Raw genomic sequence first — 25,813 nt, forward strand, 5'->3', positions numbered from 1 at the left:
AAAATTTGTAAAAATTTACAACTATTTTTTAAATATGTACCACTATTTAATCCCTATTTCACCATTTTAGGTTTGAATTTCATTGTTTTCTGCAAGTAAAAAACGAAAAAATAATATACAATTATCTCTTCATTTTATAATTTTTTTAATAAGTATACCAGTATTGATAAGTTTATACCAATTTTTAAAAAGTTAAAATTAAAGAAGACTTAAATTACATTAGGGTGCATCTAACACTCCTAAAAAATGAATTATCAGAAATATATCTTTTACATGTGCGTTCCAAGCTTCCGTGATTGGGTTGTTTTATTCTTCTAGGGTAGTTACTTCACCTGATTGTTTATTTTTTTTTTTTTGCAAACGCCTTAATCTTTGGTTGATGTATTTTTGTTACGTCTGTCAGTAAGTATTTGGGTTTCCTAAGACGTACTGGATGCTATAGTATAGGCAGTGCCACTTCATATTCAACGTGATAGTATTAATTTTTTAAAATTTTGTTGCCCTTTTTTACGTTTATTCTAACAATGATCCTGACTGTTTCAGAAGGGTTTCACTTGTTGGTTGATCAACGCGCTCTACAGGAAGCAACAGGTACATAGTGTAAAAGCATGTTCGGGGCATGATTTTTTGGCAAGTGCTTATGGTTCTTAACGTTAAAGACGTCTAAAATCTCCTTGATCATCTGGCTTATCATTGTATTTTTAAAATAAAAGGAATGATCACGACCATAAATCCATACCATGGTAAGGAATTACATCACTATCAAGAGCTGACTAAAAAAGAAATAAAAGCCAAATTAGAAATAGCTCAACAGGCTTTTGACGATTGGAAGGCTACTAGTTTTGAACAACGTGCCAATTACTTGTATCGAGTAGGAACATTGCTGCGAATACATAAGGAGTCCTACGCAAAAATGATGACGGCTGAAATGGGTAAACCCATCTCCCAATCTAGAGGCGAACTAGAAAAATGTGCCTGGTTATGTGATCATTATGCTGAAAATGCTTCGGACTATCTCTCCAAAGAACATATCAAGACCGAGTATTTTAAATCTTATGTGTGTTATGAACCTATTGGTGTTGTGCTTGCCATCATGCCTTGGAATTATCCATTTTGGCAAGTTTTTCGTTTTATAGTGCCTGCTCTTATGGCGGGTAATGTAGGCGTTTTAAAACATTCGAGCAGTGTTATGGGATGTGCAGAATTAATACAAGATCTCTTTTTAGAAGCTGGAGTTCCACAAGGCTGTTTTCAGAATTTTATAGTTGGAAGCGGTGCTGTGGAGGCAATTATTGAAAATGATATTATCAAAGCGGTCAGTTTAACAGGATCTATGAATGCTGGTGCAGCGGTTGCAGCAGCTGCTGGAAAACAAATCAAGAAAACGGTATTAGAGTTAGGTGGCACTAATGCCTTGGTGGTGTTTAAGGACGCAACTATTGATAAGACCGTAGAAGAATGCGTTGCCGCTAGGTTTCAGAACACAGGACAAAGTTGTATCGCAGGAAAACGATTGCTGTTGCAAGAAGAAATTGCAGAGGAGTTTTTAGATAAGTTCACCCAAAAGGTAAAAGCGCTTGTTTCAGGAGATCCACTAAAAGAAGATACGTATATAGGTGTCATGGCCAGGGAAGATCTTGCAGAAGAATTAGAAGCGCTTATGAATGACTCTATAGAAAAAGGAGCAGTGCTGCATTATGGGGGCACTAGGCATAAAACTTATTTTGCCCCTACCATTTTAACTAATGTCACAGCTGATATGCCTGTTTTTAAAAAAGAAACTTTTGGTCCTTTGATCGCAGTTACAACCTTTAAAACACCACAGGAAGCTATTAATTTGGTCAATAATTCCAAGTTTGGACTTGGTGCAAGTCTTTTTTCAACCGATTTAAAAAGGATGGAAGAATTGGCAGTTCAAATAAAAGATGGTGCTGTTTTTATTAATCATAAAGTAGCAAGTCATCCTGCCTTGCCCTTCGGTGGTACAGGAATTTCAGGTTACGGTAGGGAATTAGCTCACTATGGGATTAGAGAATTTGTAAATATTAAGACAGTGGTGATCGCATAATAGATTAGGTATTTTGCTTTCGCGAAAGCGAATTGATCTTGGGTTTCTTTTCCCGAACAAATACCCTCCACGTGTTAAGAGCTTTTGTGAATAGACGGTTTGGAGACATTACCAGCTAGGATCTTTAAGGTATCGAATAGTGCTTTGTACTGCCTATGTACATTTAGAGAAATACTTCAATGCCAAGGATTTCGGTGCTATTTATTTTGGTGATACCCAACTAAAATAACAAGCAGAACGTCGCTTCCTTAAATGCCATCATATTCAAGGTGTAAATGATAACCTCACTAATTGTATAGGTTGAATAAGGTGTTGGGTTTTCACACCACAAATTTTACGATTGTTTTTACTGAATTATAAAACGTCAACAATTATCGCATTAACCTTATTACAATGTATTTCATCCGTCTTTATTTTATTGATGCAGGGTATAAATTCGTTGATTAGAAAGACAATCCTCATTTTAAAAGTAACAAAACAGGGTGTTTAAAAGCTATTGAGAACCTCTGTAATTTACACTCAAAGGCATTCGATCAGAGCCAAGTGCTTTTAAAAGTTAGGAAATGATGCGCTTTTAGTTGTAAGGCAAAGGTATTTATTCACATTGTATACCTGAAATATGTTAATTAAATTAGTTTTTCTAGTTAGACAAAAGGAGTTACAATCCTTATATTTCGGAACATACAGATTTTATTTTAATGGACGGAACTACGCAATATACCGAAGATAATATACGCTCTCTCGACTGGAAGGAACACATAAGAATGCGTCCTGGAATGTATATAGGTAAGCTAGGAGATGGCTCTAGTGCCGATGACGGAATATATATACTTCTTAAAGAGGTTATCGATAACTCGATTGATGAGTACGTGATGGGTGCGGGAAAAACCATTGAAGTTTCTATTCAAGGAGAACGAGTTATTGTAAGGGATTACGGTCGCGGGATCCCGTTGGGTAAAGTGGTAGACGTAGTTTCCAAGATGAATACTGGAGGGAAGTACGATTCCAAAGCTTTTAAAAAATCAGTAGGATTAAACGGTGTAGGAACCAAAGCGGTCAATGCACTTTCTTCATTTTTTAGAGTAGAATCTACAAGAGACAATAAAAGTGCTAGTGCCGAATTTGAACGAGGTGAGCTTATAGGGAAGGAATTACTAGAAGAAACAACGCGACGCAAGGGAACAAAAATGACTTTTATTCCTGATGCCGATATTTTTAAAAACTTTAAGTACCGACCAGAATACGTAGCGCGCATGTTAAAATACTACGTATACCTTAATCCTGGTCTAACAATCATCTTTAATGGCGAGAAATTTTATTCAGAGTACGGATTAAAAGACTTGTTAAGTGAGACAATCATAGAAAGCGATCGCTTGTACCCTATCATTCATTTAAGGTCTGAGGATATTGAAATAGCCATGACGCATAGTAGGACGCAATACAGTGAGGAATACCACTCTTTTGCTAATGGTCAAAACACGACACAAGGGGGAACCCACCAAGCTGCCTTTAGAGAAAGTATTGTGAAAACCATTCGGGAGTTTTACAATAAAAATTATGAAGCCAGCGATGTGCGCAAATCCATAGTTAGCGCTGTAGCTATTAAAGTCATGGAGCCTGTATTTGAATCACAGACCAAAACAAAATTAGGATCGACAGAAATGGGCGGTAACTTACCCACAGTAAGAACCTTTATAAACGATTTTATCAAAACCCAACTGGACAATTATCTGCACAAAAACCCTTTGGTAGCAGATGCCCTTCAAAAGAAAATTGTGCAAGCAGAGCGGGAGCGCAAAGAACTTTCTGGAATTAGAAAGTTAGCTCGTGATCGCGCTAAAAAATCCAATTTGCACAATAAAAAATTAAGAGACTGCCGCGTGCATTTAGGAGATACTAAAAAAGATAATAACTTAGAAAGCACCTTGTTTATTACAGAGGGAGATAGTGCCAGTGGATCTATTACTAAATCTCGTAATGTAAATACACAAGCGGTATTTTCTTTGCGAGGTAAGCCGTTGAACTCTTACAACATGAGCAAAAAAATTGTTTATGAAAATGAAGAGTTTAACTTACTTCAAGCAGCCTTGAATATTGAGGACAGTATGGAGGACTTGCGTTACAATAAAATTGTGATCGCAACAGATGCCGATGTCGATGGGATGCACATCAGGTTACTGCTCATTACTTTTTTTCTTCAGTTTTTTCCAGAATTGATTAAGAAGGGACATTTATACATTTTACAAACGCCTTTGTTCAGGGTAAGAAACAAGAAAGAAACCAAATATTGTTATACCCCAGAAGAACGTGCTGAGGCAATGGCTACATTAGGGAAAAATCCAGAAATTACTAGATTCAAAGGACTTGGAGAAATCAGTCCAGATGAGTTTGTTCATTTTATAGGAGAAGATATACGACTGGATCCTATCATGTTGGATGACGGAATGAGTATTGAAGATTTACTGAGGTTTTATATGGGTAAAAACACGCCCGATAGGCAAGATTTTATTATTGATAATTTGAAGGTGGAATTGGACGTAATTGAGAATGAATGATTAGGTAAAGCACTTCATTTTAATGTCGCTTTCGCGAAAGCGAAACCAATTTATAAACAAGAGTTATCTAACAACAGATGATAATTAACAGATAACGGACTACTGTCCCATGAGTGAAGAAAACGAAGAATTAGAGGATTTAGGTGCCGGCTTGGAAGAGCCAACAACCGAGACGATTACCCGTGTAACCGGCATGTACAAAGAATGGTTTTTGGATTATGCGAGTTACGTTATTTTGGAACGTGCGGTACCTGCCATTGAAGATGGTTTTAAACCAGTGCAGCGACGCATCATGCAATCCATGAAGGATTTGGATGATGGGCGTTACAATAAGGTGGCAAACATAGTAGGTCATACCATGCAGTACCACCCTCACGGTGATGCGAGTATAGGCGATGCTATGGTGCAAATAGGCCAAAAAGATTTATTGATAGACATGCAAGGAAACTGGGGTAACATACTCACCGGTGATCCTGCGGCGGCTTCTCGATATATTGAGGCGCGTATTTCAAAGTTCGGATTAGAGGTTCTTTTTAATCCTAAAATTACAGAATGGCAGTCCAGTTATGATGGACGTCGAAAGGAACCTATCAACCTACCAGTGAAATTCCCTTTATTACTAGCGCAAGGAGCTGAAGGTATTGCGGTAGGATTATCAACAAAAATATTGCCCCACAACTTTAACGAACTGATCGATGCTTCTATTAAGCATTTACAAGGCAAGCGTTTTAAGATTTTTCCTGACTTCCCCACTGGTGGAGCGGCAGATATAGCTAATTACAACGACGGTCTTCGGGGCGGTAAAGTTAGGGTGCGCGCCAAGATGCACTCACCTGACAAAAATTCGATTGTTATTACGGAAATTCCGTTTTCCACAACCACCAGTACATTGATCGATTCGATTCTCAAAGCAAACGAAAAGGGAAAGATCAAGATCAAGAAAATTGAAGATAATACCGCTGCAAATGTGGAGATTTTGATTCACTTACCACCTGGATTATCTCCAGATAAAACCATGGATGCGCTGTATGCGTTTACCAATTGTGAGGTGAGTATTTCACCATTAGGTTGTGTTATTGAGGATAATAAACCACTTTTTGTAGGAGTGACAGAAATGTTGCGCCGCAGTGCAGACCATACGGTAGAATTACTTAAAGCAGAGTTAGAGATATTACTTTATGAAGTAGAAGAGCAATGGCATTTTGCCTCTCTCGAGCGTATTTTTATTGAGAATCGGATTTATAGGGATATAGAAGAAGAGGAAACTTGGGAAGGTGTGATAAGCGCCATAGATAAAGGGTTAAAACCCCATATAGGTCATTTAAAAAGAACGATTACAGAAGAAGATATTGCAAAATTGACAGAAATACGGATCAAGCGTATTTCAAAATTTGATCTTGATAAAGCCCAACAAAAAATTCAATCATTAGAAGATCGCATTGCAGAATTAAAGCACCATCTTGAAAACCTGATTCAGTTTGCTATTGATTATTTTACCAAATTACAAACGGATTATGGAAAAGGTAGGGAACGCAAGACGGAGTTGAAAAATTTTGAAGATATTATAGCCTCAAAAGTAATCATCCGTAATACAAAACTCTATGTCAATAGGGAAGAAGGTTTTGTAGGAACTGCTTTGAAAAGGGATGAATATGTTTGTGACTGTTCAGATATTGATGATATTATTTGCTTTACCAAAGAAGGAACCATGATGGTTACTAAGGTTGATGCCAAGACCTTTATTGGTAAAAATATTGTTCATGTTGCTGTCTTTAAGAAAAATGACAAGCGCACCATATATAATGTCATTTATCGAGACGGTAAAACTGGACCAAATTATATCAAAAGATTTGCTGTGACTAGTATGACCAGAGACCGAGAGTACCCTATGGGTACAGACGAAAAAGGTTCCTACCTGCACTATTTTAGCGCAAATCCAAATGGAGAGGCAGAAGTAGTAAGTATTAACTTGCGTCAACAAGGAAGTATTAAAAAGATCAAATGGGATGTGGATTTTTCAGACATCTTAATCAAGGGACGTACATCCAAAGGGAATCTAGTGACTAAATACAACATTAAAAAAGTCGACTTGAAAGAAGAGGGTGTTTCTACTTTAAAACCTCGTAAAATATGGTTTGACGATAGTGTACAACGCCTCAATGTAGATGAGAGGGGAGAGTTGTTAGGCGAATTTAGAGGGGAGGATCGATTGTTAATTATCACGCAACGAGGTATTGCAAAGACCATTATTCCAGAGGTTACTGCAAGATTTGATGATGACATCGTGGTTTTAGAAAAATGGATACCTAAAAAACCCATTACCGCAATTTATTTTAATGGGGAGCGCCAGCTTTTTTATATCAAGAGATTTTTAATCGAAAATGAAGAACGTGAAGAGTCTATTATTACAGACCATGAAGACTCTTATCTAGAAGTGATCTCTACAGATTACAAACCTAGGGTAGAGCTGGTTCGCGTAAAACCTAGAGGTAAGGAACAACCAGATAATGAGGAGGTCAACTTAGAGGCATTTATTTCTGTCAAAGGGATTGCAGCACAAGGTAATATGTTGAGTAAAAGTAAGATCAAACAAATTAATTTATTAGAACCTTTGCCTTATGAGCCTGAAGCTACCATTCCAGCTCAGGAGGTAGAAGTGAATCAAGAGGAAGTTGTTAGTCCTAAGAACGCTGATGATGATCAAGTCATAACTTCAAAAATTGATTCCGATGTACCTGATCCAGATATAGATCATACAGGACAGTCTAGTTTATTTTAACGAACCTATACATTTATAAAAAAGCGGTTGAATTTTAAATTCAACCGCTTTGTATATTTTAGCTTTGTCAATGAGCGCTATTCTGTTAGCTGCTATTTTCTATTCTTTTTTTAGAAATAGACAAGGAGTGTTTTTCAATCAAAAATTCAAAGTTTATAGCATGAAATTATTAAAAGAGTTTAAAGAATTTGCCGTAAAAGGGAATATGATAGACATGGCGGTAGGTATCATTATAGGTACCGCCTTTAACAATGTGGTGGAGGTACTTGTTAAAAAAGTCATTTTGCCTCCACTTTCTTATTTGACTGATGGTGTGAATTTTGAGGATAAAAAATATATTTTAAGAGAAGCTCTAGAAGGCAGTAGTTATCGTGCTCAAGAGATTGCTATAAGTTATGGATTGCTTATCAATGTTATCATAGATTTTATGGTTATTGGCTTTACGGTGTTTATGGTGATAAAGCTTATGAATAAATTGCGTAATAATGCTCAAGATCCTAGCAATAAAAAGACAGTAACTCCTAAGGATATAGAATTACTCAACGACTTAAAGGAATTGATGCAAGAACAAAATGCAATATTGAAACTGAAGTGATTTTTTCAAACGGTTTCTTACCCTTCCACTAAAAACAACAAGCGTCGGAAGTTATTCTGACGCTTGTTGTTTTCTTATAAATAAAATGTTCTTATTTTAAGGAAACCACTCCTTCATATGATCTGTAGCTTTTTAGTACGCTACTTAAAATGGAGTACTCCCACAAACATAGAGAAGAAAATAGCAACGTATCAATATAATTTAGGCCAAGCGCTGTTTGGTATCCAAAGAAGCTTTAAGAAGACATAGGAGCGACTTCTGCAGTCAACTTAACTGCTATCAAAAGAAAAGAGAATATCATTGTAGTATTTTATAGGATTACTTCAGAAAGGGTAAAATAGCAGTCAAAACCTTTGCCAATCAAACCTTAGGGCAGTAGTTTATTGCCCAGAGTACGGGGTGATTTATCTGTAGCAAAAGCAATAAAAAAAATATCATCTACACGTTAAACTAGTTCTAATAAGCTTAGGGATAGAAGTGTTATCTGGGGCATCTGCTTAAGAAAAGAGTTCCAACACAATGGAGTTGTTTATTTTTTAGTTGCTGATCCTTTATAAATCTGGTCACGACCGGATTGTTTAAATTCGAAGGTATAGGAATTCTTACTCGTGGTCAATATTTTAAATAGGTAAGCTCGGCTTTCGGCATTTGTTTTAGGATCAATAGGGATCACTCTCCATTCGCAATCATTGACCCATTCAATTCTTGAAGTATCAACTTTAGATTCAAAACGTTCAATTTGAAAATCTTTGGTGCGAGTAAACTCTGTCTTTAATAAACGACCACCACTTTCTTGTTCCCATATAAAAGTACCTTCTTGAAAGTCCTTACAATCTCGGGTGTTTTCATAACAGCTGGTGGTAAAAAATAAAATTAAGATCAATAGAGGTGAATACTTCATGTATTTTTTTTTGCAAAGTTACTTCCTGAGCAGGAAGTTAAGGTATAAAATATTCAAAACTTCCATCGTCGTACAACAAAATCACCTTTTGTATATTTTTCCCTTTTTTTATTTGAGTTGTGGGGATATTTTGTTGGTGTTCTGAAGTGGAAAAAAGATCTGGAGAGGCTTTTTGTACTGGCTCATTACGACTGGGCTCCATTGTTTTCTTTTCAGGCGCAGCGGCAGGAGGGGAGTGTTGAGTAGGAGGTGTTAGTGGCACTTCTGATTTGGGATAAGTTCCTTTACCATTGAGTAGCCAGTCGAAATCTACTTCTGGAAATTCTTTCACGGTATGAATAACAAAATCCAAGCTAGGTTTGTTGCGTCCGGACAGAATATGTGATATAGAACTGCGTCCTACATTGATACGTTCTGCAAAGGATGAAGCGTTTAAATCGTTCCTATCCATAATTTTTTGCATTCTTTTTGAAAAATCTGCTGAATTCATCATAGGTTACAAAAGTAAACAAAATATAGCCTACAATTGTGTTTATTAATGTAAACATTTTTAAAAACGGGTTGTAAAAACCTTTAAAACTAGTAAGTATAGTATTAACAATTACTTTACTTCATGATGCTTTAAATATTGAATTATAATTAAATAGCTGTTAATTTACATTCAATAGGTATTCAGGAATGAAAGTAGGGTTAAAAAGCGACGACAACCCACTTAAGACTGATTACAAATGTAAACTACCCGGCAGGAAAGCTTGTTTACATTTGTAACTACAAGGATGTTTACTTTTGTAACCTTTAAAGAGTTTACATTTGTACTTTATAAATAGCATTCTAACTGTATGATTAGGATGCTGGCTTTAAACCTTTTTATTGAATGCTTCCTAGATATTACTCGTATACCCAATTTGAAGACTATCTCCAAAAGATCCTACATGCCTTAAACGGTACTGTTTTACAGGATCTGATAATAGGTAAATCAGTGCTTCAAAGACCTATTTACGGGCTTAAGTTTGGCTCTGGAAAAGTAAGAGTTTTGGCATGGTCTCAAATGCACGGAAATGAATCTGCTACTACAAGAGCGATTTGTGAGCTTTTAAAAAGGAGTGATTTAGATTACCTACTAGAGGATATTGAATTATATATTATTCCTATTTTAAATCCTGACGGTGCAGAAAATTGGACTAGAGTAAATGCAAATAATGTGGATTTAAATCGGGACGCAGTCTTATTGTCACAGCCTGAAAGTATTGTTTTAAGAAAGGTTTGTGATGATTTTCAACCTCATTATTGTTTTAATTTACACGGTCAACGCAGTATGTACGGATCTTTAAATGGGTCAACTCCAGCTCAATTATCGTTTCTAGCGCCTTCAGGAGATCAAAAGAAATCCCTAAGTGTTGCTCGTATTAAGGCGATGCGTGTTATTAATTCCATAAACACCAACTTGAATCATCGTGTAGACGGAATTATAGGAAGGTATAAGGACGACTTTAATAGGAATTGTGTAGGAGATTTTATGATGAACTCTCATGTTCCTACGGTCTTATTTGAGGCAGGTCATTCAGGAGATGATTACTCTAGAGATAAGGTAAGTATGTTGGTGTATCAGGCGCTTGTGATAGCATTGAAATCTGTTGGTACCAACCAAATACTCGATGCAAATGTTGTGAGTGCCTATGAATCTATTCCAGAAATGAGCACTGCTTATGTAGATATTTTAATTAAAAACGTTCCAACTCCAATTGGAAACAGGCATCTTTCTATTCAGTACCATGAGCAGGTTAGGGAGGGTGAACTCTATTTTATACCTATTCTTATAGGGGTGAACAGAGAAGACGTTCTCAATGGGCATCGGGTTATCGACTTGTTAGGTCATCATCATTTTAAAAATGATTTGATCGTAGAAGGCAGTTTTGAAATCCATTCAGAGTCTTTAAATATCAAAATATTTGCTAATTAATTTCAAAAATGTTGAATTAGTTAGTTTATTATCATCTATTGTCCTAATTTTACGAAAAATTGTTAGAAAAACCCCTATGTTATGGCAAAAGTTGATGATATTGATAAAAAAATCCTGGATGTGCTCATTGAGAATACAAGAACCCCTTTTACAGATATAGCAAAAAGACTTCATATTAGTGCTGGTACGGTACATGTTCGGGTTAAGAAAATGGAAGAATCAGGTATTATACATGGATCTTCGTTGACGGTAGACTACCATCAACTCGGATATACCTTTATTGCCTATATAGGTGTATTTTTAGAAAAAACAAGTACTACTCAATTTGTATTGAGCAGGATCCAAGAAATCCCTTTTGTTACAGTAGCTCATATTACCACTGGAAAATTCAATATTTTCTGTAAAATACGTGCAAAAGATACCACACACGCAAAGAAAATTATTTTTATGTTTGACGATATTGATGGGGTAAGTCGCACTGAAACCATGATTAGTCTGGAGGAAAGCATCAATGATAAGAAAAGGTTGTTGCACAAAGTATTTCAAGACCTGTAATGTTTCTTTTAAAGGATCTCGACAAAAGCGAATATTCAGAATACTATACTCCTTATCTCTCCTTGTTAGATAAAGAAACTGCTTTAGAGTCTGTTTTATTAGACAGTATCTCGCAAACAGTGAAGTTAGTGAACTCTATTGATAAGCCTTTTTCTTATTCCTATGCAAAGGGTAAGTGGTCAATAGGTCAAGTATTACAGCACAACTTGGACACGGAGCGCATTTTTGCTTACCGCGCTCTTAGATTTATTCGAAACGATGCGACTCCTTTACCAGGATTTGATCAAGATCTTTTTGTTGAAGCATTAGCAGATTCCGCTTTCGCGAAAGCGGAATTATTATCTTCCATGCAGTCCACTAGACAGGCAACTATAGATGTGTTTAAGAATGCAACAGCAGATTCTTTACAATTTAGAGGAGTTGCAAGTGGTCAGTTCATGACCGCACGCGTGATTCCTTTTTTAATAGCTGGTCATAGTTTGCACCATGAAAACATCATTAAAGAACGCTATCTATAAGTAGGTATTCAAATACTTTTGGAAGGAAAGTGAATACCACAAAGAAGGCTCGCAATTGCGAGCCTTCTTTGTGGTCAATAAGTTGCACCAGGGTTACTGGTTCAACATAACCGGCATTACTAACATAGTTACGTTTTCGCCTTCATCCAGTCCGTCTACAGGTGTTAAAATACCTGCGCGATTCGGAAGTGACAACTCTAGAGAAACGTCATCACAAGTTAGGTTATTAAGCATTTCAATAAGAAACCTGCTGTTAAAACCTATTTGCATGTCATCCCCTTGATAGTCGCAAGTCAAGCGTTCATCGGCTTTATTGCTGTAATCTAAATCTTCAGCACTTATGTTAAGTTCAGCACCTGCCATCTTAAGTCTGATTTGGTGTGTCGTTTTGTTGGAAAAAATACTTACACGTCTTACAGAATTTAAAAATTGTGTTCTAGAAATGGTGAGCTTATTAGGATTCTCCTTTGGAATTACCGCTTCATAATTAGGGTATTTCCCATCGATTAAACGACAAATAATGTTGGTAGAATCAAAGCTAAATTGTGCGTTGCTTTCATTGTATTCAATCAAGACTTCAGATTCACTTCCTTGCAACATGGCTCTAAGAAGATTTAAAGGTTTCTTAGGCATGATGAACTCTGCTGTTTGACTGGCAGTAAGGTCTTCTCTTTTATAACGCACCAACTTATGAGCATCGGTAGCTACAAAAGTAAGTGAATCACTTGCAAATTGAAAAAACACACCACTCATTACAGGTCTTAAATCGTCATTACCAGCCGCAAATATAGTTTTGTTAATCGCCGTGGCTAGGGTATCGCCCATTATAGAGGTGCTGCTAGGATCTGAAATAGTAACCGCTTTTGGAAACTCTGCAGCGGCGGCACAAGCTATTTCAGACTTACCTTTATCGTGACTTACCGTCATCATGGTGTCCACAGAATGAAAAGTAAGTGGTTGTTCTGGAAATGTTTTTAGGGTGTCAAGTAATAATTTTGCTGGTAAAGCAATGCTTCCATCATCTTCACTCTCCACTTCAAGTTTGCTAATAATGGTCGTCTCCATATCGCTAGCAGAAACTTTAAGCTCATTACCCGTTAATTCTAGAAGGAAGTTATCTAAAATAGGTAAGGTGTTGTTATTATTAATGACTCCACCTAACAGTTGCAGGTGTTTTTGTAGATAAGAACTTGATACTATAAATTTCATCCTATAGGTTATTATTTGGTGATCTTAACTTCTTTTCTCTAAAGAATTATAAGAAATTAGGTCAAAAAGGAAGGTTGGTATAGCCATGACCTTCCTAATTTTAACGCATCACAAAGATATTTTATATATAACTAGTACCATAACATACTTATTAACAATTCAAGCCTATTTATAAATAAAACCTTTCTTATTAAGGTATACGTGTTGCTGCATTCTTTTGTTTGGTATGGGAGAATATGATTAACAGGATCAAGATCTCAGAGATAATGATCTGAAATTTTATAATTATCAAATTAGTTACGCACATTTAAGTAGGTGATGGTTGTTTAAAAGCCACATTAACATCGTTCTAGGTATCTTGATTTGGTTACAATGGTAAAATGAATAGGCTGCTTTTTATGAGAACTACTACATATATTAAAGACTAGATTTAAATCTGCATGAAGCTATAGAACCTGTTAAAACGCATACATTTTATAGAGAGGTATGTTTTTTAGAAAGATAGAAGCCCCTTAAAAAGGTAGCGTAGCGCTAATTGGTATAGTTTTTAATCCAGAAAAGAAAGCATTTTAAAGAATACCTAAAGAACTAGCATTAGAAAGACGATCAATAATTAAGAGCTATTCTTACCTATAGCGTCTTTGTAGCATGCTGAGGCGGTTGGAAAGGCGACCAGTTGCAACCACCCCTTAAAAATTTGGATAAAGCACATATAAATAAAGCCCTCATTAAGATAAAATCTTTTTATTTTATTAAATTAGTTACAAAACAAGAGCTTCTAAGTACAGATTTTTCCACCAAAGTATAGGCATCCTTTAAAACGGGGAGGCCTTATTTAGAGGTTAAGGCAAAGGAGGTGTTGACCACGGCCCATAAGGAAGGGTCTTTACTCTAAGTCTATCATGGGTTTTTCAAACAGCTGTATATTGCTGATAAGTCGCTCTCTTACAAGGTTCATCATGCGTTTATTTAGGGCGCTGGAGTTGGAAATGTACTGCTGGTATTCTGCTATAGTGAATTGCCCCATGATCACCCCTTTTAAAGAATTTCTAAATTTTTGATCCCTATTGACCGCATTTTCAATGTAATCGATACGTTTATGAGCCGTAAGACCGTAAAAAACATTTTTATGTTTTTTAATGTAGTTTCTAAAAATAGCGGTGATCAAGTCATTTTGCAATTTTGCAATAGGGCGCAAGGTGGCATTTTGGAAACGTTCTTCATCACTCGTGTTGTCATCAATACGAGCCCCGAAAATTTCGGGTCTTAATGCGACTAGATATTCATCTCTTTCATTCATAACAATTCATTTGTATAAAGATAGAATCACTCGTTGGCTTATTGAAAATACAAAGCCTTACGTTCTCAACAAGTTTGTTAACATGCAAACAGAGGTATAGTAAAGTTGTTTTGGGCAGGGCAGCTGTTTCTTAAGATGCAATTAAAAACAGGTTCTTTGCAAGTAAATTTTAAAAATCCTGTGTAGGGTTGTAAAAGGCTAAGAAGGGCCTTGTCTTCATTCTTATTTTGAATTTTCAAGGTTTATTTTTACAAAACACTTGGGAGGATACTTATGGATGATCCTAAAACGCTGCTTTCTATAGTGAAGTATGCAACTTTGGTGCGCAATCAAAAAGGCGTGAAGGCCACTAAAAAATTTATTTGGCTGCCCGTATAACCTAGTTAGTGGGGTGCTGGCAGCATTATTTTTCTGTTTTAAAGAAACGATAACAGGAACAACAGGGGGAATGAAGCATAGTTAACTTGTTGCAGATGCAAATGATAGGGAAGACACCTTAAAAATAGCTTCTAGGTTTACGTGCTTCCTAAATAAAGATTCAACCATTTTTGAGGTGCTAAATAGAGGCGTTTAAATGTGGGGGTGATGGGGAAATCAAAAAAATAGTATAGAAGTAAAATTGGTGTTGGACATCAGTATTATAAGAATAAAAATGATGCCCTTTTAACTGAATTTTTTAACCAGTTGGATAAGGGACTTTGGGAGGGCCATTTAAAATAAAACTGTCGCTGTTGTCTTGCTAAAGGGCGGTGCTAGGGGGTTGTGATCTATCAACAACAATAGAAATTATAGAACACTTTTTAGAATGAAATAAAATAATAGATAAGCTGTTTTTTTTATGGGGTAACCGAACTAAAAACCAAAGGAGCTTCTTATTTTTACAACTTATGCAGCATTTCATTGACGTTATTCTACCACTTCCTCTTGAGCGTTATTTTACGTACACGGTCAATATGCTCGAAGCTGATTTTTTAAAGCCGGGCATGAGGGTGGCTGTACCCTTTGGTAAATCAAAGATTTATACCGCTATTGTTCATCGAGTGCATCAAGAAAACACCGCTACTTACGAGGTAAAGGATATCGAGTTCATTATTGATGAACAGCCAGTAGTCACAGAAAGTCAACTCAGGTTTTGGGAATGGATAAGTTCCTATTACTTGTGTGCAGTAGGTCAAGTAATGCGAGCTTCTTTACCTAAATCATTTCTTTTAGAAAGTGAAACCATCGTTTTGAAAAACGAAGCTACTTTTATAGATGAAGCACTTCTAAACGACAGAGAATTTTTAGTAATGGAAGCGTTGGAATCTAATAATGCTTTAAAAGTTCAAGATGTGATGGATATTTTGGATCGTAAAAGTGTGTTGCCGCTTCTGCAAAAAATGCTAGAAAAGGATTTTATCATCCTACAGGAAGAGCTCTATCATACTTATAAGGCTAAAACAGAAAAATTTATACGATTACAGGAGGGATTAAAAGAAGAAGAAAAGCTTCAATTGGTGCTGGAAGAACTGCAACGCGCTCCTAAACAAAGAGAGGCGGTGATGACCTTATTTATGTTGCAGGCAGGAAATACAAAAGAGGTGACTAAAAAACAGCTTATAGAAAGAGCTAAGGTTACCGCTGCTGTTATCAATACACTCGTCTCCAAAGGTATTCTTTTAGAAGTTGAAAAAGAAATAGATAGAGTACTGGATACAGAAGAAGAAGGTACTGATTTGTACCGTTTAAATGATGATCAAGTTGTGGCTTTACAACAAATCAAAAGCAGTTTTAAAGCCGGTAAGACCGTTTTACTTCACGGAGTGACCTCAAGTGGCAAGACTCAATTATATGTAGCTCTTATTAGAGAACAATTGGAGAAGGGTTGTCAAGCCTTGTATTTGCTTCCAGAAATAGCCCTTACCACTCAATTGATCTCTAGATTAAAAAACTTTTTTAAACATCAAGTATTGGTATATCATTCCAAATACAACCTCAACGAGCGTTTGGAGGTTTGGAATCACGTGCTCAACGCAAAAGAGCCTTATGTCATTATAGGTGCCCGAAGTGCGATGTTATTACCTTTTCAAAACTTGGGTCTAATTATAGTGGATGAAGAGCATGAAACTAGCTTTAAGCAATACGATCCAGCACCTCGATATCACGCTAGAGATACTGCAGTAGTATTGGGTCACATGAAAAAAGCAGCAGTACTTTTAGGAAGTGCAACACCATCCTTAGAAAGTTATTACAATGCTAGTTCTGGTAAGTACCATTTGGTAGAATTAAAGAAACGCTTTGGAAATGTTCAGATGCCAGAAATTAATATAGTAAATATTAAAGAAAAGCACAAGCGTAAAAAAATGACCGGTCATTTTTCAGACACTCTTATTGAGCACATGCAGCAAGCGTTTAGAGATCATAAACAAGTTATTCTTTTCCAAAATAGGAGGGGGTATGCACCTATTATGGAATGTGGTACTTGTGGGAACGCCCCTCAATGTCCTAATTGTGATGTTAGTCTCACCTATCATCAATACAAAGGACAATTGAGGTGTCATTACTGTGGCTATCACACTTATGTACCTGAAGAATGCCCATCTTGTTCTAGCAGTGCAATGGATACTAAAGGTTTTGGTACAGAACAAATAGAGCAAGAGTTCAGGATGTTGTTTCCTAATCACAAGGTGGCTCGTATGGATTTGGACACAACTAGAGGTAAGAATTCTTACGAAAAGCTTATTCATCAAATGGATGCTGGAGAGATCGACTGCCTTGTTGGTACACAAATGCTTACAAAAGGTCTCGACTTTAGAAATGTAAGTTTAGTTGGGGTTATGAATGCCGACTCCATGCTTAACTTTCCGGACTTTAGAGCACATGAAAGATGTTTTCAATTACTTACCCAAGTTGCAGGAAGGTCTGGGCGAACTAAAGAGGTAGGTAAGGTGTTGATACAAAGTTACCATCCAGAGCATGTGATCTTACAGCAGGTCAGTTCTTATGATTATCTTAAGATGTATAAAGAGCAGATCGAGGAGCGCTATCAATTTAAATACCCACCTTTCCAAAGGTTGATCAGGATTACTTTTAAACACCGTGACTACCAGACGACACTAGATTCAAGCACTTGGTTTGTAAATGCGTTGAATCAAATTCCTCATGGCGCGGTAGTTCTAGGGCCAGAGTTCCCTCCAGTTTCTCGCATAAGGAATCTTTATAATATCCACGTGTTCATTAAGTTAACAAAACAACAGGCTCCAAATCAGGTAAAAGGCTATATCATGAAAGTAAAGAAAAGCTTTGAATCTATCAAGCAGTACCGTTCTGTAAGGTGTAACATAGATGTAGATGCTTATTAAAATAGATTTGTTGTGATTTTAGCTTTCGCGAAAGCGGAACTACATCAGACTTTTTTACTATTATTAAAAACAGGTAGTTATTAAAAGTTTTTAAAATAACAACGGCTTAGAATTGAGATAGTGCTTCAACAAGCTCTGATTTTCTATTGCGACTTAAAGGCAACACTTCATTGCTTAGTTCTACGGCTTTAGAATTAAATTTTTCGACCTTTCTCAAGTTGACGATGTAGGATTTGTGAATGCGCAAAAAGTCTTCTTCAGGAAGCGTGCTTTCAAAGGATTTCATCGTAGAGAGAACGATTAAGTTATCTTCGTCAGTAATGAGTTTTACGTAATCTCCGAGTGCTTGAATGTATTTTAATTCTTTAAGGTATACTTTGCGTTTTTTAAGATTACTTTTCACAAAGATAAAATCGCCGCGATCTTCAATCAGTTCAGTTTTCATTTTCTGGGCTAAGATTGCCCGCTCCACTGCATAAAGAAAACGATCTTTTTTAATAGGCTTTTGCAAATAGTCTATCGCAGCATAGTCAAATGCTTTGAAGGCATACTTGGTCTGTCCTGTAACAAAAATGACCCCTGGTTTTTCGGTAATGTCGTCTAATAAATCAAATCCATTAAGAATCGGCATCTCTATGTCTAGAAAGATAAGCGCTACTGCTTGTTCCTTTAAGGCTATTTTGGTCTCTATAGCGTTGCTAAACTCGCCTATTAACCTCAAATTAGGATGTCCTTCAATCATCTTAACTATAGCGAGTCGTTGTATACTGGAATCATCTACTACAAAGCAGGTCAAAATAGTGTTGTTCATCGTCTTTAATTAATGGTTTCTAGACAATAGTACTCACTTTTCTGATTAAATACAAATAAAAAACACGAACAACCAAATAAATTAACATGTGGGCTAATTTATCTTGATTATAACGTTTTAATAATAATAACAGGAGTCGGCACTATATCCACATTTTGAAGGGATAAAAAAGAATCAAGTTTTTTATTTTTTTTGATGAGATCATCGATATGTGGTAAGTAACAAGCTTATAAATTAGTAAATCGCAGTAGGCATAACGAATAAAAAAGTCCTTATTTTTAAAATAAACAGGGTTCTGAAATCAGATCATATAAAATATAAAAGATTCTTTTAGTTTAAATTAGAGAAAAACATTATTTTTGCAGCCGTTAAAAAACAATATTAATTATGAATCAATACGAAACTGTTTTCATTTTGAATCCCGTTTTATCTGATGACCAGGTAAAGGAGACAGTAAAGAAGTTTGAGAATTTCCTTACTGACCGTGGTGCAAAAATGGTAGCCCAAGAAGATTGGGGCCTAAAAAAATTGGCTTATGCAATCGAAAACAAGAAAAGTGGTTTTTACCACCTTTTTCAATTTGAAGTACCTGGTGAGGTAATCAACGACTATGAAGTAGAATTTCGTCGTGATGAACGTATCATGAGATACCTTACTGTAAAACTTGATAAATACGCTATTGAGTGGGCAGAGAAAAGAAGAAGTAGAATGTCTAATAAATCTAAAGCTTAAACTATGTCAACATTACAACAACAAGCTAAAGGTAAAAAAGATGGTGACATCCGTTACCTATCTCCTTTAAAGATAGAGACGCAACAAAGAAAAAAATACTGTCGTTTCCAACGTAGCGGTATTAAATATATAGATTACAAAGACCCTAATTTCCTTTTCGGATTTGTAAATGAACAAGGGAAGTTACTTCCGCGTCGTCTTACTGGAACTTCACTAAAATACCAACGTAAAGTTGCTGTAGCTGTTAAACGTGCTCGTCACATTGCTATCATGCCTTACGTAGGAGATTTACTTAAATAACAAAATCAGATTAACATTATGGAACTTATATTAAAGAAAGACGTAGAACATTTAGGTTTTACTGACGATTTAGTGAGTGTTAAGCCTGGTTATGGTCGCAACTTTTTAATACCTAATGGTCTAGCGGTAATGGCTACCTCTAGTGCTAAAAAAGTATTGGCCGAAACGCTTAAGCAACGAGCTCATAAAGAAGCTAAAAACATTAAAGCTGCTCAAGATCAAGCTGATCAACTTACAGCTCTTGACTTGAAAATAACTGCAAAAACCGGAGACGGAGACAAATTGTTTGGTTCTATTACCACTGCAGATGTTTCCAATATCTTAGCTAAAAACGGTATCGAGATAGAAAAGAAGTTCATCTCTATAGCTGGAGGCGCTATTAAAAGATTGGGCCTTTATGAGGCTGATGTACGTTTTCACAGAGAAGTAACTGTAAAACTTCCTTTTAACGTAGTAGCCGAGAAGTAAGACGCCGTCTTATCCCTTATAAAGCCGTTTCATTAAGTTGAAACGGCTTTTTTTAATACAAATTTGTAATACAAGCTTTTTATGAAATATAGAAGACTTACCAAAGAGCAATTGGAAGAAATGCACTCAGAGTTCATCAATTTTCTTGCTGCCCAATCTATTACAGCAAAAGAATGGGAGGATTTAAGGACAAATCAACCAGAAATAGCCGAAGAAGAAATAGATGTGTTCTCTGACTTGATATGGGAAGGAGTCCTACAAAAAGCTCAATACTTAGAGCATATTTCCCCAAGGAATATGAATCTGTTTTCTTTAGGTGAAAAAGAAATGGAAGTCATATCTATTATGATAGGTGATGAGTTGATCGATATTACTACTAAAGATGGGTATCAATGGCTTCAAAAAAACCTGATGGATGATGAGGTAAAGATTTTTACTGCTAAAAAAGCTTACAGTAAGAACCCTAATGAAGATAAATTCAAGCTTATTGAAACAGGTGCTGTTATTACTAAAGGGCAATTGTTTAATTACTTTGATGATCTTATGGAGTTAGGTAAAGAAACCAATGGGTTTTAAAATCTTTCTGTGACAAGTATAACAAAAGCCAATGTATAAGAATTGGCTTTTTTTTAATCCCTCTAGATTTAATTACGGGGTCATTAGTTTTAAGCGATAGTACTAGGGGCAAGCCTATTTTAAACGGATTATAGCTTCCAAAATCACCTAAAATTTAAAAGAGATTTTATTCAGTAAATACCATTGTAGACTTATAATACTGATGGAGTTATTAAAACAACCTTCTTCAAGTTGTTGTCTGATTTCCTGTCTGGATATTTTAACCAATTCAATATCTTCCTTTTCTGAAATAGAGCCACCGCCTTTTGCTATTTTTTGATTAGAAGTTACTTCGCCATAAAAAATACTGATCTGTTCTGAAAGTATTCCAGGGGAGGGGAAGTATTCTACTATGAATTGCAATTGGTCTATTTGATAACCTATTTCCTCTCTTACTTCACGTATAGCAGCATCCTTTGCCGATTCATTAGTGTCTATGGAGCCAGCGGGGATTTCTAATGTCCAGGGTTGACCATGTCGTGCACTGGGATAGCGGTATTGACGAATAAATAAAAAACTATCGGTATCCTTTTCATATAGCAACACCGCTATCGCATTGCCTCGGTCTAAGGCGAGGCGTGTAGCAGTGATTTCTTGATCGGTGTTAAAAGTCTCGTGAGTTACTACAGCTTTATAGATTTTTAGAAAATCATCAAAGACTTTTTCTTCTTTTTGAATCTTGTGTTTCATAGGGACTTAAATTAATGAAAAAATCGCCTATTCACTTTGAATAGGCGATTCTAGTTAATGAAAAGCTTTAGAGGTACTAACGCTTAGTTTAATAGGTGTTTTCACCTTTTGTACTCAACTTGTGGCAAGCGGCTTGTATTCTTTGATCACCTTTTTATTTCTGCACCAAACTTATTCATATAGCGTTCATACAATTCGGTTTGATGAGAATCTAGAGAAATATCTCTTCCGTCTATAAAGGCTCTTGTCAGTTGATTTCCTCTCATATCTAGAGCATTACCTTTAGATATAAACAACGTAGCGCTCTTTCCTTGTTCTAAAGAACCATACTTCTTGTCGATTCCTAAAATTTTTGCTGGGGTAAGGGTGATCATCATCAAGGCTTGCTCCATATCCATTCCGTACCCTGCAACAGTTCCTGCATAGAAAGGAAAATTACGAGCTTGATGTCTTTCCATACTTCCAGAGTTTTCTAGGGCTACCATGACACCTTTATCTGCAAGGAGTTTAGGGAATTTGTAAGGCATATCAACGTCTTCGTCTTCTCTAGCTGGAAGGTCATGAACACGTCCTGCAACTACAGGAACATTCATGGCAACCAATTCAGTCGCTACTTTATCAGCTTCACGACCTCCAATGATCACTGGCTTTTTAATATTGTTTGCTTTGATAAATTTTAAAACATCTCTTATGGCTTTTTCTCCATCCACATGTATGTAGAAATTTTCATCCCCATTCAAAGCTGGTTGAAGGGCAGCATATTTCAAGTTGAGTCCTACTGGTGTTACAGTGGAATTATAAGCTTGTGCACTGTTTAAAAAGTCGGTAAGCTCTGTGACTTGCTCCTTATAATTTTTGCTTGGTTCTATAGGTCCTAGCTCGTACCATGTGCCACTTCTTCTAAAGCTAGACGGCCAGTTAATATGTACACCATCATCAGTGCGTATTGCGGCATCCTCCCAGTTCCAAGCGTCCAATTGTACTACGCTAGATTTTCCAGAAATACGTCCACCTCTAGGCACTATTTGTGCTAGAAGTACTCCGTTAGGGCGCATGGATTCTACCACGCGACTCTCGGCATTGTAAGCGATCAAGGAGCGTATATGCGGATTAAAAGTTCCTATCTCGCGCTCGTCATCACTTGCGTTTACAGCATCAACCTCTACCAATCCTAAAGTAGAATTCATCGCAATAATCCCAGGGTATACGTGCATTCCGTATCCATCGATCCTTTCTCCTTTGAGGTCCATCTTTACTGATGTGGCATCTGCTATAGCAGTGATGATTCCGTTTTCAATTACGATTACCGAATTCTCGATCACTTCACCATTCCCTATATGTGCCGTAGCATTCATAATCGTATAAACTCCTTGTTGTACTGGAGCAGGCGTCTGTTGTGCTGTTGCTGTTATGGCAAATAAAGCACTAATAATATATACTATGTTTTTCATTGTCTTCATGTTACCAGTGAATAGTTTCGCATTCATATAAAGTCTTGTCTTTCTTTTTAGGCGTCTGAGTTTTCATTCCTTTGTTCTTGGCCATGATCATTTCATTTACGAGTTGTTGTCTTTCTTCTTTGATGCTTTCGCGAAAGCCTAGGTCACGTTCCAAGTCGAAAAACACAATCCCATCAATCATCGTTATTTCAGGTCTTGCCGTCACACTTAATGGGTTGGCATTCCAAAGTACTAGATCGGCATCTTTTCCCTTTTTGATACTACCGGTACGGTCATCAATGTGTAATAATTTTGCTGGATTCAACGTCACAAACTTCCAAGCCTCTTCTTCACTAACGCCGCCGTATTTAACAGCTTTAGCAGCTTCTTGATTCAAACGACGAGACATTTCAGCATCATCAGAATTAAAGGCAGTAAGTACTCCTTGAGAATGCATGATGGCACCATTGTAAGGAATAGCGTCGTTTACTTCGTATTTATAAGCCCACCAATCACTGAAGGTAGATCCACCAGCGCCGTGTTCGGCCATTTTTTCAGCTACTTTATAACCCTCTAAAATATGTGTAAAGGTGTTGATACGAAAACCGTGCTTCTCAGCAACCTTCATCAACATATTGATTTCGCTTTGTACATAAGAGTGACAGGAAACAAAACGCTCACTTTCTAAGATTTCCAATAATACTTCCATCTCTTCATCATATCGGAAGTCTTTATCGTTTTTAGAGTTCGCATAAGCTCGGGCTCTAGAAAAATAGTCTTCAAATACTTGTTCTACACCCATTCTTGTTTGTGGAAAACGCACTCCATTTTGAGAACGAGATTGTTTTACATTTTCTCCTAAAGCAAATTTGATAAATTTAGGAGAGTCTTTGTAAATCATCTCTTCTGCTTTGTAGCCCCATTTTAACTTGATAATTGCGCTACGTCCACCTATAGGGTTTGCACTACCGTGAAGTAATTGTGAAGAAGTTACTCCACCGGCAAGATTTCTATAGATATTAATGTCTTCGTGATCTACAACGTCTTCAATGGTTACCTCTGCAGTGGAATTATGCCCAGCTTCGTTAACACCGTTATCTATAGCAATGTGACTGTGCTCGTCAACGATTCCACTAGTTAAATGCTTACCTGTAGCATCAACGATTCTCGCATTTCCAGCACTTAGGTTTTTACCTATTTGAGCTATTTGACCGTCTTTAACAAGCACGTCCGTATGTTCTAAAATTCCTTCTTGTTCATTCGTCCATACGGTTGCGTTGCGGTATAAGATGGTTTCTTCCGTAGGTTTTGAAATACTGCCATAACCTATGTTCGGATAGGTCATTGTTCCCATTTGCTTTACAGCCTTATCATCGTCTTCCTTCTCCTCATCGTCTTCATCTTTAGAAGCATCTTTGTTTTTCATTGCCGTAAAGGCGATTTCTTGACCGTTAGGTAAATAGGCCGTTCCGCTTAAATTGTTCATTTGAGATGTGGCTAAAAAGCGGGTGTAAGATTTATTGTCAGTTTCCTTTTGAGTGGTTACAATGTTGATCCAGTCTCCATCATAAGTAATTATAGAACCCAGAGTGATGCTGTCTATTTTTACCGTTGACTTTTTACCTTTTCCTTTGATACTAATGTCATACGTAGTTCCATTTATAGTGGTCGCATAAGTACCGTCAATGTCTTTGGTACTTCTGTCTTTTATAAGATGTTTAGAACCTTTGACCCAGTTTTCGTAAATTTCGGTATCATCTTCAAATAGTTTTCCAGAAGTCATGATAAAGTTTGCCAGCTTTCCTTTCTCAAGCGTTCCTACCATATCAGTTATTTGAAGTATTCCAGCTGGAGTAGTGGTAAGGGCCGCTAATGCCTGATCTTCAGTAAGACCATATGCTATTGCTTGCTTTAATTTACTCATTAAATCTGCAGGAGATTTTAAATCTTTAGTAGTTACTGCATAAGTAATACCTGCTTTAGATAGGGTCATTAAATTACCAGGAGCCTGTTTCCAATCTCTCATATCTCCCAGATTAACAAACCATTCTAAATTGGGATTAGAAACATCATAAGCATCTGGGAAGTTAACAGGAACGATAAGAGCAGCGTTAGTTGCTTTTACATCGGCAATCATCTCATAAGCGTCCTCTCCACCTACAATTACAAATTGCTTTCCTATTCGATCTCCTAGTTGATCTACTCTAAGAAGGTTTTTCTTATTTCCAGCCTCAATGATTTGTACCAGGTTTTTCTTTGCGTTTAAAGCCTCTAGAGATAAATCTTTTGATTTAGAATGTCCTTTTGCATACCAGTCTGCATCAAAATGGGTCTGGCGTAACAACGCCAAACCTCCCATCATGGAAGTTGGATACGATTGATTGGACTGACGGCTTTTACTCAACGAGAAGAAATTCCCGCTTTCTTGTTTTAAAATACGGTCTGCATCAGTTCCATTATTGTCTAGAGCTATCAACATACCGTTACCACGAGCAATACCGTCGTGAAGGTGGGTTTGTACCGTTCCAAAACCAGCATCAACATATTTTTTTGCTTCTTTGGTGTCGTACATAAAATAATCCATCGCGCTTTGCTCTGCTCTGATGTGATCATTCCAGTAATATCCTTTACGGCCTTCGTCGTATTGTGCGGTTCCGTTACTGCTCGCTCGTTGCGGAGTTTTTATGGATAGATCTCCATAGGACTCTATAAAAGAAGGGTAGAGGTAATTGCCACCAGCGTCTTCTACAACAGCATTTTTAGGTATAGAAATGCCGTTTCCTATAGCTTCTATTTTACCATTTTTGATAATAATGGTTCCGTTGGAAATTATTTTTCCAGGACTTGTAACGATGGTCGCGTTAGTAATCACCCTTGTGATATTGCTTACCGCACTGATGTCGTCATTGTTAGGGAAATACTCTTGTGCATGCACGGATATGCCAACCAATAGCAAGAGAGAAAATATTCTTTTCAT

General features: G+C 36.7%; 20 protein-coding genes. 12 read left to right on the forward strand and 8 right to left on the reverse strand.

What is annotated here, in order from left to right:
• The first annotated feature begins 715 nt into the window (after positions 1 to 715).
• The 4 genes from KG732_RS09640 to mscL all read left to right on the forward strand — a co-directional run bounded on the left by KG732_RS09640 (position 716) and on the right by mscL (position 7,997).
• Complete coding sequence (locus KG732_RS09640; RefSeq protein WP_213522987.1) at positions 716 to 2,068, forward strand: NAD-dependent succinate-semialdehyde dehydrogenase; 1,353 nt, start codon at positions 716 to 718, stop codon at positions 2,066 to 2,068.
• A 698-nt stretch (positions 2,069 to 2,766) separates the two neighbouring features.
• Complete coding sequence (locus tag KG732_RS09645; RefSeq protein ID WP_213522989.1) at positions 2,767 to 4,623, forward strand: DNA topoisomerase IV subunit B; 1,857 nt, start codon at positions 2,767 to 2,769, stop codon at positions 4,621 to 4,623.
• 109 nt (positions 4,624 to 4,732) lie between these two features.
• Positions 4,733 to 7,402, forward strand: a complete 2,670-nt coding sequence (locus KG732_RS09650) for a DNA gyrase/topoisomerase IV subunit A (RefSeq protein ID WP_213522991.1) — start codon at positions 4,733 to 4,735, stop codon at positions 7,400 to 7,402.
• Between the two features lie 160 nt (positions 7,403 to 7,562).
• Entirely contained in the window at positions 7,563 to 7,997 is a 435-nt protein-coding gene (gene mscL, locus KG732_RS09655; protein ID WP_213522993.1) for a large-conductance mechanosensitive channel protein MscL, read from the forward strand.
• Positions 7,998 to 8,526: 529 nt separating this feature from the next.
• Here the strand turns inward: mscL and KG732_RS09660 are convergent.
• Positions 8,527 to 8,898, reverse strand: coding sequence for a DNA topoisomerase IV (locus KG732_RS09660; protein WP_213522995.1), 372 nt, complete (start codon positions 8,896 to 8,898; stop codon positions 8,527 to 8,529).
• A 37-nt stretch (positions 8,899 to 8,935) separates the two neighbouring features.
• Positions 8,936 to 9,391 (reverse strand): helix-turn-helix domain-containing protein, encoded by a 456-nt coding sequence (locus KG732_RS09665; RefSeq protein WP_213522998.1) that lies wholly within the window; start codon positions 9,389 to 9,391, stop codon positions 8,936 to 8,938.
• Between the two features lie 381 nt (positions 9,392 to 9,772).
• On the opposite strand from KG732_RS09665, the gene KG732_RS09670 reads away from it, so the two are divergent.
• From KG732_RS09670 to KG732_RS09680, 3 genes are all read left to right on the forward strand, one after another.
• Positions 9,773 to 10,858, forward strand: a complete 1,086-nt coding sequence (locus KG732_RS09670; RefSeq protein ID WP_213523000.1) for a M14 family zinc carboxypeptidase — start codon at positions 9,773 to 9,775, stop codon at positions 10,856 to 10,858.
• A gap of 81 nt (positions 10,859 to 10,939) precedes the next feature.
• Positions 10,940 to 11,413 (forward strand): winged helix-turn-helix transcriptional regulator, encoded by a 474-nt coding sequence (locus KG732_RS09675; protein ID WP_213523002.1) that lies wholly within the window; start codon positions 10,940 to 10,942, stop codon positions 11,411 to 11,413.
• Positions 11,413 to 11,931: a DinB family protein gene (locus tag KG732_RS09680; RefSeq protein ID WP_213523004.1), complete on the forward strand. Its 519-nt coding sequence runs from the start codon at positions 11,413 to 11,415 to the stop codon at positions 11,929 to 11,931. The genes KG732_RS09675 and KG732_RS09680 overlap by 1 nt, the downstream gene beginning before the upstream one ends.
• 93 nt (positions 11,932 to 12,024) lie before the next feature.
• On the opposite strand, the gene dnaN is transcribed toward KG732_RS09680, so the two are convergent.
• Positions 12,025 to 13,140, reverse strand: a complete 1,116-nt coding sequence (gene dnaN / locus KG732_RS09685; RefSeq protein ID WP_213523006.1) for a DNA polymerase III subunit beta — start codon at positions 13,138 to 13,140, stop codon at positions 12,025 to 12,027.
• Positions 13,141 to 14,026: 886 nt separating this feature from the next.
• Entirely contained in the window at positions 14,027 to 14,440 is a 414-nt protein-coding gene (locus KG732_RS09690; protein WP_213523008.1) for a glyoxalase, read from the reverse strand.
• 887 nt (positions 14,441 to 15,327) lie between these two features.
• On the opposite strand from KG732_RS09690, the gene priA reads away from it, so the two are divergent.
• Positions 15,328 to 17,781, forward strand: a complete 2,454-nt coding sequence (priA, locus tag KG732_RS09695; RefSeq protein ID WP_213523010.1) for a primosomal protein N' — start codon at positions 15,328 to 15,330, stop codon at positions 17,779 to 17,781.
• A 106-nt stretch (positions 17,782 to 17,887) separates the two neighbouring features.
• On the opposite strand, the gene KG732_RS09700 is transcribed toward priA, so the two are convergent.
• The gene (locus KG732_RS09700) at positions 17,888 to 18,592 is read right to left on the reverse strand and encodes a LytTR family DNA-binding domain-containing protein (RefSeq protein ID WP_213523012.1); all 705 of its coding nucleotides are present in this window, start codon (positions 18,590 to 18,592) and stop codon (positions 17,888 to 17,890) included.
• Positions 18,593 to 18,979: 387 nt separating this feature from the next.
• On the opposite strand from KG732_RS09700, the gene rpsF reads away from it, so the two are divergent.
• The 4 genes from rpsF (at position 18,980) to KG732_RS09720 (ending at position 20,668) form a co-directional block, all read left to right on the forward strand.
• Complete coding sequence (rpsF, locus tag KG732_RS09705) at positions 18,980 to 19,324, forward strand: 30S ribosomal protein S6 (RefSeq protein WP_213523014.1); 345 nt, start codon at positions 18,980 to 18,982, stop codon at positions 19,322 to 19,324.
• A gap of 3 nt (positions 19,325 to 19,327) precedes the next feature.
• A complete protein-coding gene (gene rpsR / locus KG732_RS09710; protein ID WP_213523016.1) occupies positions 19,328 to 19,624 on the forward strand; it encodes a 30S ribosomal protein S18 in 297 nt (98 codons plus the stop codon).
• A gap of 18 nt (positions 19,625 to 19,642) precedes the next feature.
• Positions 19,643 to 20,092, forward strand: coding sequence for a 50S ribosomal protein L9 (rplI, locus tag KG732_RS09715; protein ID WP_213523019.1), 450 nt, complete (start codon positions 19,643 to 19,645; stop codon positions 20,090 to 20,092).
• A gap of 81 nt (positions 20,093 to 20,173) precedes the next feature.
• Positions 20,174 to 20,668, forward strand: a complete 495-nt coding sequence (locus tag KG732_RS09720) for a DUF6495 family protein (RefSeq protein WP_213523021.1) — start codon at positions 20,174 to 20,176, stop codon at positions 20,666 to 20,668.
• Between the two features lie 147 nt (positions 20,669 to 20,815).
• On the opposite strand, the gene KG732_RS09725 is transcribed toward KG732_RS09720, so the two are convergent.
• From KG732_RS09725 to KG732_RS09735, 3 genes are all read right to left on the reverse strand, one after another.
• Positions 20,816 to 21,397, reverse strand: coding sequence for an NUDIX domain-containing protein (locus KG732_RS09725; protein WP_213523023.1), 582 nt, complete (start codon positions 21,395 to 21,397; stop codon positions 20,816 to 20,818).
• A 146-nt stretch (positions 21,398 to 21,543) separates the two neighbouring features.
• Positions 21,544 to 22,848 (reverse strand): amidohydrolase family protein, encoded by a 1,305-nt coding sequence (locus KG732_RS09730; protein ID WP_300980415.1) that lies wholly within the window; start codon positions 22,846 to 22,848, stop codon positions 21,544 to 21,546.
• Between the two features lie 10 nt (positions 22,849 to 22,858).
• Positions 22,859 to 25,813 carry an amidohydrolase family protein gene (locus tag KG732_RS09735; RefSeq protein ID WP_213523027.1) on the reverse strand — a complete coding sequence of 985 codons (2,955 nt, stop codon included), beginning with the start codon at positions 25,811 to 25,813 and terminating at the stop codon, positions 22,859 to 22,861.

The organism is Nonlabens sp., assembly GCF_018401815.1.
In the GTDB taxonomy this organism is placed as follows: domain Bacteria; phylum Bacteroidota; class Bacteroidia; order Flavobacteriales; family Flavobacteriaceae; genus Nonlabens.

What these genes read in the sequence shown, in the direction of transcription:
- KG732_RS09690 (WP_213523008.1), bottom strand. Translation starts at nt 14,440, where the DNA reads ATGAATGAAAGAGATGAATATCTAGTCGCATTAAGACCCGAAATTTTC.
- rpsF (WP_213523014.1), top strand. Translation starts at nt 18,980, where the DNA reads ATGAATCAATACGAAACTGTTTTCATTTTGAATCCCGTTTTATCTGAT.
- rpsR (WP_213523016.1), top strand. Translation starts at nt 19,328, where the DNA reads ATGTCAACATTACAACAACAAGCTAAAGGTAAAAAAGATGGTGACATC.
- KG732_RS09650 (WP_213522991.1), top strand. Translation starts at nt 4,733, where the DNA reads ATGAGTGAAGAAAACGAAGAATTAGAGGATTTAGGTGCCGGCTTGGAA.
- KG732_RS09720 (WP_213523021.1), top strand. Translation starts at nt 20,174, where the DNA reads ATGAAATATAGAAGACTTACCAAAGAGCAATTGGAAGAAATGCACTCA.
- KG732_RS09735 (WP_213523027.1), bottom strand. Translation starts at nt 25,813, where the DNA reads ATGAAAAGAATATTTTCTCTCTTGCTATTGGTTGGCATATCCGTGCAT.
- KG732_RS09680 (WP_213523004.1), top strand. Translation starts at nt 11,413, where the DNA reads ATGTTTCTTTTAAAGGATCTCGACAAAAGCGAATATTCAGAATACTAT.
- rplI (WP_213523019.1), top strand. Translation starts at nt 19,643, where the DNA reads ATGGAACTTATATTAAAGAAAGACGTAGAACATTTAGGTTTTACTGAC.
- KG732_RS09660 (WP_213522995.1), bottom strand. Translation starts at nt 8,898, where the DNA reads ATGAAGTATTCACCTCTATTGATCTTAATTTTATTTTTTACCACCAGC.
- priA (WP_213523010.1), top strand. Translation starts at nt 15,328, where the DNA reads ATGCAGCATTTCATTGACGTTATTCTACCACTTCCTCTTGAGCGTTAT.
- mscL (WP_213522993.1), top strand. Translation starts at nt 7,563, where the DNA reads ATGAAATTATTAAAAGAGTTTAAAGAATTTGCCGTAAAAGGGAATATG.
- KG732_RS09665 (WP_213522998.1), bottom strand. Translation starts at nt 9,391, where the DNA reads ATGATGAATTCAGCAGATTTTTCAAAAAGAATGCAAAAAATTATGGAT.
- KG732_RS09725 (WP_213523023.1), bottom strand. Translation starts at nt 21,397, where the DNA reads ATGAAACACAAGATTCAAAAAGAAGAAAAAGTCTTTGATGATTTTCTA.
- KG732_RS09670 (WP_213523000.1), top strand. Translation starts at nt 9,773, where the DNA reads ATGCTTCCTAGATATTACTCGTATACCCAATTTGAAGACTATCTCCAA.
- KG732_RS09640 (WP_213522987.1), top strand. Translation starts at nt 716, where the DNA reads ATGATCACGACCATAAATCCATACCATGGTAAGGAATTACATCACTAT.
- KG732_RS09700 (WP_213523012.1), bottom strand. Translation starts at nt 18,592, where the DNA reads ATGAACAACACTATTTTGACCTGCTTTGTAGTAGATGATTCCAGTATA.
- KG732_RS09675 (WP_213523002.1), top strand. Translation starts at nt 10,940, where the DNA reads ATGGCAAAAGTTGATGATATTGATAAAAAAATCCTGGATGTGCTCATT.
- dnaN (WP_213523006.1), bottom strand. Translation starts at nt 13,140, where the DNA reads ATGAAATTTATAGTATCAAGTTCTTATCTACAAAAACACCTGCAACTG.
- KG732_RS09730 (WP_300980415.1), bottom strand. Translation starts at nt 22,848, where the DNA reads ATGAAAAACATAGTATATATTATTAGTGCTTTATTTGCCATAACAGCA.
- KG732_RS09645 (WP_213522989.1), top strand. Translation starts at nt 2,767, where the DNA reads ATGGACGGAACTACGCAATATACCGAAGATAATATACGCTCTCTCGAC.